Origin of the sequence: Streptomyces sp. NPDC048002, assembly GCF_040653275.1 — a bacterium.
GTDB lineage: Bacteria > Actinomycetota > Actinomycetes > Streptomycetales > Streptomycetaceae > Streptomyces.
Genome location: NZ_JBEZNL010000062.1, coordinates 16,772 through 32,800, shown reverse-complemented (window position 1 = coordinate 32,800; position 16,029 = coordinate 16,772). Strand labels below are relative to the sequence as shown.

The following is a 16,029-nucleotide window of genomic DNA, read 5'->3' as shown; positions in this document are numbered from 1 at the left end:
CCGACTGCCGCAGTCAGGGAGAGTTCCTCGTTCTCTGCGCGGTCCGCCGACGCGCCCCGCACCGCCGACACCCCGCCTACCGCCGACGCGCCGCGCGCCGCCGAGGCGCCCCGCACCGACGACACCCCGCGCGCCGACCAGGACCCCTCCGCCGCCGTGCGTGTCGTCGTCGCCCTCGGGCTGCGTGACGTCGGTGAGCGTTCCTCGCCGTCCTGTTCCGCCGCCCTTCCCTCCCACCGCGCCCACGGCTGCCCGTCGAGGGCCGTCGTCGCGCGGGACCGGGGCCGCCCGGCGCCCGGTTCGGCCCGCAGGCCGGGCCGGCACGCGCTGCGCGCACCCCCTCCGTCCCCAGGCACCGAAGCGACCACCACCCCCTTTCCCTGACCGCCGCCACCCACGTGGCCGCGGTGTGCCTGCCGGAGGCCCGTGTGAAACGACGTCCCCGCGTCCGAGGGCTGCTCGCCCTCGTCGCCGTCGCCCTGTCCCTGTACGTCACCCTGACCGTGCCCGTCGACCTGGGCCTCGACCTGCGGGGCGGAACCCGCATCGTGCTGGAGACCCGTCCCGGGGACTCGGCCGCGACGGACGGCGAGGTCACCGACCGCACCGCCGAAGTGCTGCGCGGCCGTATCGACGCCCTCGGCGTCGCCGAGCCCACCGTCACCCGCTCCGGGGACGACCGGATCGTCGTCGACCTGCCCGGGGTCCAGGACCCGGCCGAGGCCGCCGCCGTCCTCGGCCGTACCGCCCAGCTCTCCTTCCACCCGGTGCTCGGCACGGCCGACGGCGCCGACGACACGAGCCGCCCGCTGCCCAAGCGGCCCCGCGAACAGGTCCTCGCCGACGAGTCGGGCCGACTCCTGCGCCTCCAGGCGGCCCGGCTGACCGGCGACGACGTGGCCGAGGCGGCCGCCCGCCTCGACCCGGCCACCGGGACCGGATGGCACGTCACCCTCGACTTCAAGGAGTCCGGCCGCGCCGGGTGGGCACGGCTGACCGGCGAGGCCGCCTGCCGCGGCGTGGGGGGACCGGCCCGCCGTGTCGCCATCGCGCTCGACGACCGGATCATCTCCTCGCCGCAGGTCGACCCGTCGGTGCGCTGCGGCACCGGCATCGGCGGCGGCTCCACCGTGATCACCGGATCCTTCGACGCCGACGAGGCGCGCGAACTGGCCCTGCTCATCAACGGCGGAGCCCTGCCCGTGCCGGTCGAGACCGTCGAACAGCGCACCGTGGGCGCCACCCTGGGGGAGCGGGCCATCGAGGCGAGCGCCTGGGCCGCCGCCATCGGCACCGCGCTCACCGCCCTGTTCGTCATCGCCGTCTACCGGTTGGTGGGCGTCCTCGCCACCGTCGCCCTGGCCTGCTACGGCCTGATCTCCTACGCCGCCCTGGCCGCCCTGGGCGCCACCCTCACCCTGCCCGGCCTCGCCGGATTCGTGCTGGCCATCGGCATGGCGGTGGACGCCAACGTGCTCGTGTTCGAGCGCGCCCGCGAGGAGTACGTGGCCCGGCACCGGCCCACCGCGCGCTCGTCCCTGGCCGCCGGCTTCCGCGGCGCCCTCGGCGCGATCGCCGACTCCAACGTCACCACCCTCATCGCCGCCGGCCTGCTGTTCCTGCTGGCCTCAGGGCCCGTACGGGGCTTCGGGGTCACCCTGGGCATCGGCGTCCTCGCCTCGATGTTCAGCGCGCTGGTGGTCACCCGCGTCCTCGCCGAGTACGCCGTCGCCCGCCCCGCGCTGCGCCGCCGCCCCCGCCTCACGGGCATCGCGCACACCGGCGCCGTCCGCGACCGACTCGCCCGAGCCCGCCCGCGCCTGCTGAGCCACCCCCGCCGCTGGCTGGCCGGTTCCGCCGTCGCGCTCGTCCTGGCCGGCTCCGGCATCGCCCTGCGCGGCCTCGACCTGGGCGTGGAGTTCACCGGCGGGCGCCTCATCGAGTACGCCGCCCCCGCCGGCCCCGACCGGGCCCGCACCGCGCTCGCCGACGCGGGGTTCCCGCACGCCGTCGTCCAGTCCTCCGGCGACGGCACGCTCACCGTGCGGACGGGCCCGCTCACCGAGGCGCGGGCCGCGGAGATCACCGAGGCGGTCCGGGGTCTGACCGGCGGTGCGGAGAAGCTCCGCGACGAGGCCATCGGCCCCAGCCTCGGCGAGAAGCTGCGCCGGGGCGCCCTCATCGCCCTCGCCGTCGCCCTGGGCGCGCAGCTCGTCTATCTGGCGGCGCGGTTCCGTCCGCTCTTCGGTACGGCGGCGGTCGCCGCGCTCGCCCACGACGTCGTGATCCTCGTCGGCGTCTTCGCCTGGCTGGACAAGCCGGTCGACGGGGTCTTCCTCGCCGCGCTCCTGACGGTCGTCGGCTACTCGGTCAACGACTCCGTCGTCGTCCTCGACCGGGTCCGGGAACTGACCCGGCGCGACCGCGCGGCACCCCTGGCCCGGGTCGCCGAGCGGGCGCTGCTCCAGACCCTGCCGCGTACCGTGCACACGGGTACGGGCGCGGCCCTCGTCCTGACCGCGCTGGCCGTCCTCGGCGGGGACTCCCTGACCGACTTCGCCCTCGCCCTGCTCATCGGCCTGGCCGTGGGCACCTACTCCTCGATGTTCACCGCCCTGCCCCTCGCTGTCGTGCTCCACGACCGCGCGGTCCCCCGCCCCGCCCGGGACCCGGTCCGGGCGACGTGAGGGCGGAGGGCACCGCGCGGGACCGGCCCGCGCGGTGCCCGAGGGAGGTCGGCTGCGCCGGGGCGAGGGCAGCGGGCCGCTCGCCCCGGCGGGCCTGCGGGGGCGAGCCCGGTCAGCGCACGTCGACGTAGTCGTCCGCGGAGACGGCCGCGGCGGTGCCCGAGGAGCCGGCGTACGCCCAGCGGTAGGAGCCGTCGGTGTACGCGCGCACGGTCGTCGAGACGGTGCCGTCGGCGGCGGTCCGGACCGTCCTGAGGGTGGTGTAGGCGGTGCAGCCGGCCTTGCGGAACTGGAGTTCGACGGGCAGGCCGGCGGCCGCGGGCCCGTGGACGCCGGTCGCCCAGCCCGCGTGCCGCACCTCGCCCGTGACGGTGAGGAGCCTGCCCCGCTTCACCGGCTCGGGCGTCGCGTCGGCGGTGACCAGGGTTTCGCGCTGCACGGTGAAGGTGGCCGCGGTGTCCAGGAACACCGCGTCGCTGTCGGGCGAGATGGCGTAGGCGCTGACGTTCCAGGTCCCCGCCAGCGCGTCGTCGGCGGGGACGGTGCCCGGGGTGAGGGTGAAGGTGAGGGTGCAGGTGCTGGTCGTGTCGGTGGTGGGACCGCAGGCCGCGTCCGAGGCCACGGTGGCGTTCTGGGCGCCGAACGAGCCGTGGTACAGGGTGGCGTTGATCTGGTCCAGGCCGGCCGGGTCGGTCGCGGTGACCTCGACACTGACGGTTCTCGCGGCCGTGCCGACCACGACCGGGGCGCCGTCGTTGACGACCACGCTCGTGATGTCGGTGTCGCCGTAGCGCTCGTCCGCGTGTGCGGTCGGAACGGCCAGGGCGGACAGGGCCATGACGCCGCACGCGGCGGCGACGGCTGAGGTGATGCGCATGCGAACTCCCGAAAAAGAGAACAACGGCCCGTCAATTCATGCTGTGCGGGCCCGAATTGACGGTGGGAAGCGTAATCGCTTTCCCGGGTTTCGGGAATGTTTTCCGGTCGCCCGTTCTTCTCGGTTGCCGATTCCCCGGGATGCGGAACTGCGGCGAATATCCGCTGCGTTGATTCGCTGGAAAACCGAAGGGGAAACTCGATCCGAATTTCCGCGCACCTGGCGGCCACCTGTGCGTACCTGCGCGTAACTCGACTGGTTCGTAGGCTTGTTGACGGACCGGCGTGTCCTTGACGTTGCCTTAGGGTCGTAGGTGTGAACGAGGGGCAACATTCGCGTGAAGCATGCAGATTGCACTTAACGAGGGCGATCGTCCACCACTCCGGTCTCACTAATCTTCGTCTGCCGCACGATCGGCGAACCACGGCCGGTTCGGGCTGCTTCCTGAAGCTGTGAACACAGGGTGGAAAAGCAGGGGTGGGGATGGATGACGGCAAGACGGCGGGGCGCGGCCATGCCGGGCACGCGCTGCCAAATAGACATAGGGCCGGACAGCGCTTACGCGTGGCGGCTGATGGCGACGAACGGCCGGGTGATCGCGGTGGCCGGGCGTACTTACCCGGACTACGGCGAATGCCGGGCCGCGTTCGAACGGCTCTGTGCCGAGGTGGCGGAACTACCGGGGGCTGTGCACCACACCGTGGAGGGGAGCGGTTGGGTGTGGCGGCTGCGGGACCGTGCCGGCACGGTGCTGGCGGTGTCCTCGCGGGCGTACGAACGGCACTCGACGTGCCAGGCGGCCTACGAGCGGTTCCGGGGGCTGCTGGCCGAGCTGGGGTCGGGCCGCGCGATTCCGTGGGGCGAGGTGTGAGGGGAAGCCGGGGCCGCGGGGTCTGACGCGGCGAGCGGACCGACGGGGGGCCGGGGCGTGCCGAAGGGGCACGCTCCGGCCCCTTCGGCACGCCCCGGACCCGACGGCCCCCACGGCCTCCGTGGTCGACACGTTCACGTCAACACCGGAAGTTGCCCCTCGGGGGCGTCCCGTTCATGTGCGCGTGCGCGGGCGTCCATTCCGCCTCACGAGCGTCGTCCCATGTGAAGACGCGAAGAATCGGGCAGCCGGCGACCGCCGCGGACGACCCCCGAAGACGCCTGTACGTCGACTCCCCGCTGCCCGACCGGGTGTTCCGGGGCGTCCTGGTCGGCGGCGGCGCGCTGGTGCTCGCGATCATGCTGCTGGTCGGCGGTTTCCTGACCTACCGGGCCTGGCAGGCGCTGTCGGTCGCGGAGTGGGGCTTCATCACCACCGAGGCGTGGGAGCCCGACGGCGGCAACTTCGGCATCGCGGCCGTCCTGGTCGGAACGATCCTGATCGCCCTGGTCGCCATCGCCTTCTCGGTCCCCCTCGCGCTCGGCACGGCGCTGTACATCTCCGAGTACGCGCCCCCGCGGCTGCGGCCGACCCTGATCAGCGTCGTGGACCTGATGGCCGCGGTGCCCTCGGTGGTCTACGGGCTGTGGGGGCTGTTCTTCTTCCAGGGCCACGTGGTCACGGTCTCCCGCTGGATCACCACCTACCTCGGGTGGATCCCCCTGTTCGAGGTCGACGGCGCCGATCCGCGGGACCCGCTCGCCACCGCGACCGTCTTCACCTCCTCCACCTTCATCGCGGGCATGGTCGTGTCCCTGATGGTCGCGCCGATCATCTGCTCGGTGATGCGGGAGGTGTTCTCGCAGGCCCCCGTTGGCGAACGCGAGGGCGCCTACGCGCTGGGCGCCAACCGGTGGGGCATGATCCGCAGCGTCGTCCTGCCGTTCGGCAAGGGCGGCATGATCGGCGGCACCATGCTGGGCCTGGGCCGGGCCCTCGGCGAGACCATCGCCGTGTACCTGATCATCTCGCCGGTCTTCGTGATCCAGCCGCACATCCTCCAGAACGGCACCAGCTCGGTCTCCTCGCTCATCGCCCTGCGCTACGGCGAGGCGACCGACCTCGGCATGTCGGCGCTGATGGCCGCAGGCCTCGCGCTCTTCCTGATGACGCTCGTCGTCAACTTCGCCGCATCGTCGATCGTCGCCCGCAGCCGTTCCGGCGCGGCGAGCGACTCCTGAGGGGACCGACTCCGATGACCGTCACCGCACCCCAGAGCCCGCCCGGCGACCAGGGCCCGCGGACCGGCCCCGCCGACCCGCAGCCCCCGGTCACCACCCTGCCCGGCCGCCGGCCCGGCGGCCCCGCCGGCCGCGGCGAGGCGCGCCGCAACCTGTCCACCGTGCGCGCCACCGACGTCTACGCGCTGACCGGGGCCGGCGCCGCGGCCCTCGCCCTGACCTGGCTGATGTTCGACCGGCTGCTGCCCTTCAACGGCGCGCTGGGCTTCCTCCTCGTCGCCTACGCCCTCTTCCTCGGCCTGTACGCGCTCCTGGTCTCCTTCGACGAGGACGGACCCGCGGTCCGCGACCGGGTGGCGGCGGCCGTCGTCCAGAGCCTCGGCCTGGTGATGCTGGCCGTCCTGGCCTTCGTGGTCGTCTACACCCTCTACGAGGGCCGCGAGGCGCTGCCGCACCTGAACTTCTACACGGAGTCCATGGCCGACGCCGGTCCGGTGGAGCCCCTGGAGGTCGGCGGCATCCTGCACGCGGTCGTAGGCACCCTGTGGCAGATCGGCATCGCCCTGGCCATCTGCATCCCGGCCGGGCTGATCTGCGCGGTCTTCCTCAACGAGGTGCCCGGCGGCTTCAGCCGGTTCGTCCGCACCATCGTGGAGGCGATGACCGCGCTGCCGTCCATCGTGGCGGGCCTGTTCATCTACGCCACCTTCATCCTCGGGCTCGGCTTCGACCGGTCCGGCCTCGCCGCCGCGCTCGCCATCTCGGTGATGATGCTGCCGATCGTCATCCGCGCCGCCGACGTGGTCATCCGGCTGGTCCCCGGCACCCTGCGGGAGGCCTCGTACGCGCTCGGCACCTCGCGTTGGCGGACGGTCTGGCACGTCGTGCTGCCCACCTCCCGGTCCGGACTGACGACCGCGGTCATCCTCGGCACGGCGCGCGGGGTCGGGGAGACCTCGCCGGTGCTGCTGACCGCCGGATTCACCGCCGAACTCAACGCCGATCCCCTGCACGACCCGATGGTGTCGCTGCCCCTGGCCGCCTTCGAACTCGTCAAGTCCCCCGAACCCACCTACATCGCCCGCGGCTTCGGCACCGCGGCGGTGCTGCTGATGCTGGTGCTCGTCCTGTTCGTGGTCGCCCGTGTCCTCGGCGGCCGCGCACCGGGACAGCTGACCCGACGTCAGGAACACCGCCGGGTCAAGGCGTCGCGCCGAGACGCCCGGCGCCTCGCGGCCCGTACGGCCACCGGCCGGCCGCCCGTCAGTCCCGCATCGACGAGGAGCACCCCGTGATACCCGCACCCGTCCGTCGCGCACGCGCCACCCGCGTGCTCCAGGCGCTGGCGCTGTTCGTCGCCCTCGTCTGCGCGCTGCTCGCCCTCGACCCGCCGAACGCCCACGCCGCCACCTACGTGAAGATCAGCGGCTCCGGCTCGACCTGGAGCGCCAACGCCGTGGAGCAGTGGCGCCGCAACGTCCGCCAGCAGGGCATGACGGTGAACTACTCGGCGGTCGGCTCCACGGTCGGCCGCACCCAGTTCGCCAACGGCACCTCCGACTTCGGTGTCTCCGAGATCCCCTACGGACTCACCGAGTTCGGCACCACCGACACCCCGCCGAAGCGCAAGTACGCCTACATGCCCATCGTGGCCGGCGGCACCTCGTTCATGTACAACCTGCGGATCGGCGGCAAGCGGGTCACCAACCTCCGGCTCTCCGGTGACGTGCTCACCAAGATCTTCACCGGTCGGATCACCCAGTGGAACGCGCCGGAGATCAAGGCCGACAACCCCGGGCTCGCGCTCCCCGCCCGCCGGATCGTGCCGGTCGTCCGCTCCGACGGCTCGGGTACGACCGCCCAGTTCACGCTCTGGATGTCCAAGCAGCACGGCAGCCTGTGGAACGACTACTGCCGTCGCGCGGGCAAACCCACGCCGTGCGGTCTGACCTCGTACTTCCCCAACATCCCCGGCTCCGGCTTCGTCGCCCAGTCCGGCTCGCTCGGCGTGGCCGGCTACACCAAGCAGCCGCAGGCCGAGGGCGCCATCACCTACGTCGAGTACTCCTATGCCAAGAACGCGGGCTTCCCCGTGGTCAAGGTGCTGAACCGCTCGGGCTACTACGTCGAGCCGACCGCCTCCAGCGTGGCCGTCGCGCTGACCCGGGCCAGGATCAACAACGACCCGCGCTCCGCGAACTACCTGACGCAGAACCTCGACGGCGTCTACTCCTTCTCCGACCGCCGCACCTACCCCCTCTCCAGCTACAGCTACATGATCATCCCGACCAAGGAGGAGATGGGCTTCACGAAGGCCAAGGGCCAGACGCTCAGCGCCTTCGGCAACTACTTCCTCTGCGAGGGACAGCAGCAGGCGGACCGGCTCGGCTACTCGCCCCTGCCGATCAACCTCGTCGAGGCGGCCATGGAACAGGTGCGCAAGATCCCCGGGGCCGTGGCGGAGGACATCGACATCAAGAAGTGCAACAACCCGACCTTCTCCAGCGACGGCAGGAACGTGCTGGCGCAGAACGCGCCCTACCCGGCGGCCTGCGACAAGAAGGGCGCGGACCAGTGCGCCACCGGCACCGGCGGCGCCAAGGAACCCACCGCGCCGAGCGGCAACGGCAGCGGCGGCACCACCGGGGGCACGACCGGCGGCTCCGGCACCACCGGCGGCTCCGGCGGCTCCGGCACCCAAGGCTCCGCGGCGACCGGCGGTTCGGGCTCCGGCGGGGGCAGCGGCGGCTCCTCCGGCGACACCACCGGCGGCACGGGCGGTACGGAGGGCACGACCGGCGCCACGGTCGTCGACCCCGACACCGGCGAGGTGCTCAGCGCCGACCAGGCCGCCGGTGACACCTCCGTCGTCGCCAACCCGGTCACCCTCGGCGACGGCGACGCCCTCGGTCTGCGTACCGCGCTGATGGCGCTGTCGGCGGCCCTGCTGCTCGGTGTGGTGATCGGGCCGCCCCTGGTGGGCCGGGCGATGTCCGGCCGGGCCCGCCGCAAGGGCGGTGCGCTGTGACGGCCCCGCGGACGCGGACGGCCCCGCGGACGCGGCCGGCGCCGCGTGTCCTGGCCGCCGTGGGCTGTCTGCTCAGCGCGCTGGTGGTGGCCCTGCTGCCGCTGCCCTCCACGACCGTCCCGGCGAGGGCCGCGGACGGCTCGGCGGTCACGGTGACGGGAAGTAAGGGGCCCCACGACGACTTCTCCGGGCTGAAGGTGACCGTCCACCAGACCCGGGACCTGCGCTCGCAGGGGGTGCGGATCACCTGGGAGGGCGGGGCGCCGACCCCGGCCGGCACCCTGGACCGCAACGTCCTCCAGATCATGCAGTGCTGGGGGGACGACGAGCAGGGCCCCACCCGGGAGCAGTGCGTCTTCGGCGGTTCCGGCGTGGTGGGCGCCAGGGGCCTGCTGACCGAGTCGCGGACGGTCGACGCCGGAACGGGCGGCGGCGCGGCCGACCCGGCGGAGGCCGACTACACCGGACCGAACGCGTTCGTCCCGTTCCGGCCGGTGGGCGGCCTGCCGCCGACCACCTCCGCCAAGGACCCGACCTACTTCGGCGCGCTGGACACCAACGAGGTGACGGCCGGCCGCACCTTCGACAACGGCACCGGCGAACTCACCTTCGAGATGCAGGACGGCATCGAGGCGCCCCACCTCGGCTGCGGGATGAACACCGCCGCCGAGGGCGGCCCGGTGACCCCCCGGCGCTGCTGGCTGGTCGTCGTGCCGCGGGGCACCCACAACCAGGACGGCACGGACGTCACCGCCCCGGGCGAGGACGGAACGGTCGACGGCTCACCGCTGTCCACCACCAACTGGGCCCAGCGGATGGTCGTCCCGATGCACTTCCTGCCGGTCGACGAGTTCTGCGCGGCCGGCCAGGAGGAACTCCCCGTCGCCGGTTCCGAACTGGCCACCGACGCCGTCACCTCCTGGCAGCCCAAGCTGTGCGGGGTCGCCGGCAGCGCCTTCGCCCTCACCCAGGGCGGGGAGGAGGAGGCCCGCAACCAGGTGCTCGGCTCGTCCGCCCAGGCACCGCTGCTCGGTCTCACCGTCGAGCCGGTGGCCCCGCAGGAGGGCGGCCCGCGGATCGTGCACGCGCCGGTCGCCGTCTCCGGCCCGGTCATCGCCTTCTTCATCGAGAGCGCGGACGGCGTGCTCCGGGACATGAATCTGACCCCCCGGCTCGTGGCGAAGATGCTGACCCATTCCTACGTCGACGACGTGACCCTCGGCCCGGCTCCCGCACATGTCGAGGGAAACCCGCTCTCCCTCGTCGACGACCAGGAATTCAAGAAGCACAATCCGGGATTTCCCGAGCTGGACAGCAGGCAGTTGCGGACCCTGATGGTTCCCCTTCAGAGTTCCGACACCACACGGCTCGTATGGAAATGGCTCCAGTCGGACGCCGAGGCCAGGGAATTCCTGTCCGGTGAACCGGACCCCTGGGGAACCCGGGTGAATGCGCACTTCGACGAACTGGACCTCGCCGAGAACACCACGCTGTCCGACTATCCCAAGGTCGATCCGACGACCACCGCGGCCCTGGCCAACGGCACGCCCCCGCTCACCTACGGCGTCACCGACCTCGACCCCTACACCTCGGACCTGCACGACGGAGCCGTGCGGACCCGCCGCGGCAACAACAACCGCACCATCCAGTGGGCGCAGGGCGGCTCTCAACTGGAGCCGGCCAAGCTCATCAACGACGCCCCGCTGTCCGGCCGGCGCGCCGTGATGGCGGTCGTCGACGCCGTGTCCGCGCAGCGCTACGGGCTGGCCACGGCGGCCCTGCGCAACGCCGACGGCACCTTCGTCGCACCCTCGGCCGACTCGCTCGCGGCCGCGGTGGCCGCCATGCGGCCGTCGCCCACGGACGCCTCGGTGCTCGCCGCCGAACCCGCCCGCGCCCAGGGGCGGGCCTATCCGCTGACGGCCGTGACCTACGCGGCGGCCTCCGTCGACCAGGACGCGGCCGACCGCGAGGCGTACGCGGACTTCATCCGGTACGCGGCGGGACCCGGCCAGACGACCGGCGTCTCGGCAGGTCAGCTGCCACCCGGCTACGCCCCGCTGGCCCCGGCGCAGCGGACGCAGGCCGAACGGGCCGCGGACGAGCTGGAGCGGGGGGCGAGCGGTGAGAGCCCGGCACCGGGCGGCGACCCCGGCGGCACCGGCTCCGCGGGAGACGGTGACGCGGGCGCCGGGGACGGCGCGGGCACGGCGGCGGACGGCGGCACCGGAGCGGACGGCGGCGCCGGAGCGGACGGCACGACGGGCGACGCGAGCCCGGCCGCCGGCCCCGTCGGGTCCGACGGACCCTCCCCGCCCGGCCGGGCCGAGACCCAGCAGAAGGTCGCCGACGCCACCGGCGTCACGCCCGGCGAGGTCCTCGGCGTCATCCGCTGGGTCCTTCTCGCGGTTCTCCTCATCGGCGGCGCCGCCGGACTCTCCGGTCCGGTCATGCTGCGGTTCGCACACCGGAGAATTCCCTAGGAGACACCTAGGAAGCCTCCCCGTAACCTAGCCATCCTTGGGAATTGGTTGGCCCCCGGACAAAGATTTGGAAATGTATTCGGTGGCCGGTCGACGGGTCGGCAGTAAAACAATCCGGATTCAGCTTGCGCGTCCAGTCTTCGAAATCCAGTCTTCGCAAAACGAAAACAAGGGGTTCAGAAGTGAACGTCAAGTCCTACGCCAAGGCCGGTGCTGCTCTCGGTGCCGCGGCCCTCGGTCTCGGCATCCTGTCCGCCCCGGCCTCGGCCGACCCGAACCCGACCACGGACTACCGTCAGCTGGCCGGCGTCGGTTCGGACACCACGCAGTACGTCGTGAACGGCCTCGGTGAGGTGGTCACCAACGCGAGCGGCAAGATCGTCGCGTCCTGGAACGCCACCGGCACGGCCACCGTGAAGACCAAGGCGACCAACTGCACCATCACGCGCCCCAACGGCTCCTCGGCCGGCATCAACGCGCTCAACGCCGACCTCGCCGCCGGCACCAACTGCATCGACTTCGCCCGCTCCTCGCGCGGCCCGGCCGACACCAGCACCACGGACCTGACCTTCATCCCGTTCGCCAAGGACGGCGTCACCTACGCCACCGACCTGGGCAGCACGCTGCCGACGAACCTGACGACGGCGCAGCTCGCCGACATCTACAAGTGCACCTCCACCACGTACCCGAACGCCCAGCCGCTGCTGCCGCAGTCCGGCTCCGGCACCCGCTCGTTCTGGCTCGCGGCCATCGGCATCACCGAGGCCCAGGTCGGCTCCTGCGTCAACCAGAGCGTCCAGGAGCACGACGGCATCGCGATCGCCAACGGCAACCAGCTCATGCCCTACTCGATCGCCCAGTGGATCGCCCAGGGCAAGGGCTTCGCGGATGTCCCCAACCGCCGCGGCGAGTCCCGCCTGCGCAACATCAACGGCACCGCGCCGACCACGGGTTCGGGCTCCTCGCTGGCGCTGAACACCGGCTTCACCGCCACCTTCCTGCGGGACGTCTACAACGTCGTCGAGTCCGCCCGCCTCACCGGCGGCACGAAGGCGTCCCCGGTGCTCATCGAGACCTTCGAGGGCTCCACCTCCAAGGTCTGCGCCGCCTCCTCCACGATCACCAACTACGGCTTCGGCACCGTCTCCAACTGCGGTTCCGTCGCGCTGAAGGCCGAGCGCTGACCGGTGAACGTCCTCTGATCCTCGCGTGACGGCCGGGCACCTCCCAGGTGCCCGGCCCGCACGTGCTGTCCCCGTCCGTCCGACTACCGCCCCCGGGGGGCCCACGCAATGACCGCGCTACAACCGTTCCGCAGAGCCGCCGCCGCGGTGGCCGCCTGCGTCGTCCTGGCCCTGGGCCTGGCCTTGGCCGCCTCCCAGTCCGCGCCCGCCCGCGCGGCGGCCTCCATGGGCGAGTTCACCTTCACCGCCACCAGCGGCAAGCTCAGCGATCCGGAGCCCTTCGGCCCCTCCCTCGTCACGCCCGCCCCGTGCCCCGACTTCGAGGTCAAGGACGAGCAGGGCAACGTCCTCGAAGCCATCCCGATCAACTACACCCTCACCCTGCGGGTGGCGCAGCCCGGCGGCGGAACGGCCGTCGCCATGGGCTCGATCACCAGCGCCACCCCGTACGACGCCGCCAAGACCGCCTCGCTCGCCGCGGCGGACAACCCGGACCTCGGCCTCGGCGACCTCAGCCAGGTCTTCACCTCCGACGGCACCTACGAACTCCAGCTGCTCTGCCTCGACGACTTCGGCGGCGCCCACCCCGACGAGAACTACTGGACCCAGAAGATCACCGTGACCGGTGACACCTGGGTGGCCGGCGAGGGCGCCGAGGCGACCGGCGTCGAGGTCACGGCCGACCCCAGCGTGATCGAACCCGGCAAGGAGACCAGGCTCGTCGCGGCCGTCTCGCCGGCCGAGGCGGCCGGCAAGGTCACCTTCCTGGAGGGCGAGACCTCCCTCGGCGAGGCCACCGTCGCCGACGGGAAGGCCGAGCTGACGGCGGCCTCGCTCACCGAGGGACGGCACGACATCACGGCCCGCTTCACCCCCGACGACACCACCAAGTGGGCGGCCTCCGCATCGGCCCGGCCCTTCACGGTGATCGTGCAGCTGCCCCGCTACGAGATGCACGACGAGGCGGGGGAGCGGCTCGCCGACAACCCCGAACTCCGGCGCGGGCAGACGGTGAAGGTACTGATCCGCGGCTGCGAGCCGGGCACCGAGTACACGATGTCCCTCCCGCGCAACGACACCGGGTTCCCCGCCGCCACCGCCGACGCGGACGGCACCGTGACCTGGCCCGCCCTGACGGTCCCCGAGGACGCGGTGGCCGGACAGAACAGCTGGGACTACGAGAGCGACTGCACCGGACCGGGCTCCGTCGGCGCCGTGCAGTTCACCCTCGACGACCCGTCCTCCGGATCCCCGTCCCCGACGGACGACCCCACCGACGACCCCACGGACGACCCGACCGGCGATCCGACCGACGACCCCACCGGCGACACCTCCGGCACCACCGGCGGTGACCTCACCGGCGGCTCCGGCACCACCGGCGGCTCCTCCGGCGGCTCGGGCTCCGGGGGCACCTCCCCGACCGGCGGCCTCGCCTCCACCGGCAGCCAGATCGCCCTGTTCTCCGGCATCGGCGCGGTCGTCCTGGTCGCCGCTGGCGTGTTCCTCGTGCGCCACGGCCGCCGCAACGGGCTGCTCCGCTTCGGCGCGCCCGGCGCGTAACCGCCCCCGCGGGTACGGGCGGTGCCCTCCCGGAGCCACGCCGCCCGTACCCCCGAACCCCTACGACGTCCCCCTCCACAGGAGCGCCCCGTGACCGTGCTGTCCCCGCCGCCCCCGGCCGCCGCGCCCCCGGCGCCGTCCCCCGCGCCCGAGCCCGCCGCCGGACGCCCCGGGCGTGCCGAGCGGTCCGGCCTGGCGTTCGCCGGGGCCGCGCTGTGCGTGCTCGCCTCCCTGCTCATCGGCTTCGCCGCCAACCTCACCGTCGTCGGCCACCTCCAGCACGCCCGGGACCAGGAGACCGCCCACGACGAACTGCGCCGTCAACTCGCCCTCGGCATCGCACCGGTGGGACAGCGGACCTACGAGGGGGAGCTGCTCGACCCGGGCGCGCCCGTCGCGCTGCTGCGCATCCCCGTGCTGGGCCTGACGGAGGTCGTCGCCGAGGGCACCACCTCGGGCGTGCTGATGTCCGGCCCCGGCCACCGCCGGGACACGCCGCTGCCGGGCCAGTCCGGCACCAGCGTGATCATGGGCCGCCAGTGGGGCTACGGCAGCCCCTTCAACGACCTGAACCAACTGCCGGCCGGCACCGAGATCAGGGTCACCACGGGCCAGGGCACCGCGCGCTACGAGGTGACCGCCGTCCGCCGCGAGGGCGACCCGCTGCCGCCCGCCCTCAAGGAGGGCGAGGGCCGGCTCACCCTGATCACCGCCGAGGGCGGCCCCTACACCCCCTCCGGCACCCTCCGCGTCGACGCCACCCTGCGCGGCGAGGCGCGGCCCGCCCCGCCCCGCCCCCTGGCCCTCGGCTGGATCGACGACTCCGAGCAGGCCCTGGGCGGTGAGGGCGACGCCTGGCTGCCGGTCTTCCTCTGGTCGCAGGCGCTGCTGCTGGCGGCCCTGCTCACCATGACCGCGCACCGCGCCTGGGGGCGCTGGCAGACCTGGATCGTGGGCGTGCCGGTGCTGGCCGCCCTCGGACTCGCCGTCTCCGGCGCCGCGACCCGCCTGCTGCCCAACCTGATCTGACCGGACCGCCGGCACCCCGGCCGCCCGCGGCACCACCCGGGCACACGGCCCCCCCACCCCCTGACCCGCCCCTGACCGACCCCGGCCGCCCGCGGCACCACCCGGGCACACCGCCCCCACCCCCGACCCGCCCCTGACCGACCCCGACCGACCGCTGAACGACGAGGAGTTCCGCCACCATGCCCGAGCCGTCCGACGCGTCCGACACCCTCGTCGACGAGATCCTCGACCCCACGCGGCGCATCAAAGCCGCCCGGCCCGCCCCGGCCGGCACCGCGAGCGACCCCGCCACCCTGGAGGCGGACTCCGTCTCGGCCTGGTTCGGCGACCACAAGGTCCTGGAACGCGTCTCGCTGACCATGCCCGCCCGCCAGGTCACCGCGCTCATCGGCCCCTCCGGCTGCGGCAAGTCGACCTTTCTGCGCATCCTCAACCGCATGCACGAACTGGTCGGCTCCGCCTCCCTCGCGGGCCGGGTGCTGCTCAACGGCGACGACATCTACGACCGCGGCCGCCGCATCACCCACGCCCGCCGCCAGATCGGCATGGTCTTCCAGAAGCCCAACCCCTTCCCCGCGATGTCGATCTACGACAACGTCACCGCCGGTCTCAAGCTCGGCGGCATCCGGGCCGGCCGGGAGGACAAGGACCTGCTGGTGGAGGAGTGCCTCACCAAGGCCGGCCTGTGGAAGGAGGTCCGCGACCGGCTCCGGCAGCCCGGCGGCGCGCTCTCCGGCGGCCAGCAGCAACGCCTGTGCATCGCCCGCTCCCTGGCCGTACGGCCGCGCGTCCTGCTGATGGACGAGCCGTGCTCGGCGCTCGACCCGACCTCGACCCGGCGCATCGAGGAGACCATCCACGAGCTCTCCGCCGAGGTGACCATCGTGATCGTCACCCACAACATGCAGCAGGCCGCCCGGGTCTCCGACACCTGCGCCTTCTTCCTCGCCGAGCAGGGCACCCCCGGGGCCGTCGTCGAGCACGGCAGCACGGAAGCGATGTTCAACCACCCCCAGGACCCGCGGACAACGGACTACGTGAACGGCCGCTTCGGCTGAGGCGTGTTCGC

General features: G+C 73.1%; 11 protein-coding genes and 1 pseudogene. 11 read left to right on the top strand and 1 reads right to left on the bottom strand.

The window, feature by feature from the left end:
* A pseudogene (locus tag AB0E07_RS38365) lies at positions 1 to 384 on the top strand (hypothetical protein); the annotation flags it as partial.
* 44 nt (positions 385 to 428) lie between these two features.
* On the top strand, positions 429 to 2,687 hold the full coding sequence (gene secD / locus AB0E07_RS38360; RefSeq protein WP_362262667.1) for a protein translocase subunit SecD: 2,259 nt from the start codon (positions 429 to 431) through the stop codon (positions 2,685 to 2,687).
* A 112-nt stretch (positions 2,688 to 2,799) separates the two neighbouring features.
* Here the strand turns inward: secD and AB0E07_RS38355 are convergent, their stop codons facing one another.
* Positions 2,800 to 3,564 (bottom strand): calcium-binding protein, encoded by a 765-nt coding sequence (locus AB0E07_RS38355; RefSeq protein ID WP_362262664.1) that lies wholly within the window; start codon positions 3,562 to 3,564, stop codon positions 2,800 to 2,802.
* 574 nt (positions 3,565 to 4,138) lie between these two features.
* Between AB0E07_RS38355 and AB0E07_RS38350 the strand changes: the two genes are divergently transcribed.
* The 9 genes from AB0E07_RS38350 to AB0E07_RS38310 all read left to right on the top strand — a co-directional run bounded on the left by AB0E07_RS38350 (position 4,139) and on the right by AB0E07_RS38310 (position 16,018).
* On the top strand, positions 4,139 to 4,435 hold the full coding sequence (locus tag AB0E07_RS38350) for a hypothetical protein (protein WP_362262662.1): 297 nt from the start codon (positions 4,139 to 4,141) through the stop codon (positions 4,433 to 4,435).
* 224 nt (positions 4,436 to 4,659) lie between these two features.
* On the top strand, positions 4,660 to 5,676 hold the full coding sequence (gene pstC / locus AB0E07_RS38345; protein WP_362262658.1) for a phosphate ABC transporter permease subunit PstC: 1,017 nt from the start codon (positions 4,660 to 4,662) through the stop codon (positions 5,674 to 5,676).
* Positions 5,677 to 5,690: 14 nt separating this feature from the next.
* Positions 5,691 to 6,971, top strand: coding sequence for a phosphate ABC transporter permease PstA (gene pstA / locus AB0E07_RS38340; protein WP_362262655.1), 1,281 nt, complete (start codon positions 5,691 to 5,693; stop codon positions 6,969 to 6,971).
* Positions 6,968 to 8,704 (top strand): phosphate ABC transporter substrate-binding protein PstS, encoded by a 1,737-nt coding sequence (gene pstS / locus AB0E07_RS38335; protein WP_362262652.1) that lies wholly within the window; start codon positions 6,968 to 6,970, stop codon positions 8,702 to 8,704. Before pstA ends, pstS begins: the two co-directional genes overlap by 4 nt.
* 59 nt (positions 8,705 to 8,763) lie before the next feature.
* Positions 8,764 to 11,187, top strand: coding sequence for a hypothetical protein (locus AB0E07_RS38330; protein WP_362262650.1), 2,424 nt, complete (start codon positions 8,764 to 8,766; stop codon positions 11,185 to 11,187).
* A gap of 182 nt (positions 11,188 to 11,369) precedes the next feature.
* A complete protein-coding gene (locus tag AB0E07_RS38325; protein ID WP_362262648.1) occupies positions 11,370 to 12,371 on the top strand; it encodes a hypothetical protein in 1,002 nt (333 codons plus the stop codon).
* Positions 12,372 to 12,479: 108 nt separating this feature from the next.
* Positions 12,480 to 13,931 carry an Ig-like domain-containing protein gene (locus AB0E07_RS38320; RefSeq protein ID WP_362262645.1) on the top strand — a complete coding sequence of 484 codons (1,452 nt, stop codon included), beginning with the start codon at positions 12,480 to 12,482 and terminating at the stop codon, positions 13,929 to 13,931.
* Positions 13,932 to 14,021: 90 nt separating this feature from the next.
* A complete protein-coding gene (locus AB0E07_RS38315; RefSeq protein ID WP_362262642.1) occupies positions 14,022 to 14,960 on the top strand; it encodes a class E sortase in 939 nt (312 codons plus the stop codon).
* Positions 14,961 to 15,139: 179 nt separating this feature from the next.
* On the top strand, positions 15,140 to 16,018 hold the full coding sequence (locus AB0E07_RS38310) for a phosphate ABC transporter ATP-binding protein (RefSeq protein WP_362262639.1): 879 nt from the start codon (positions 15,140 to 15,142) through the stop codon (positions 16,016 to 16,018).
* The last annotated feature ends 11 nt before the right edge of the window (positions 16,019 to 16,029 follow it).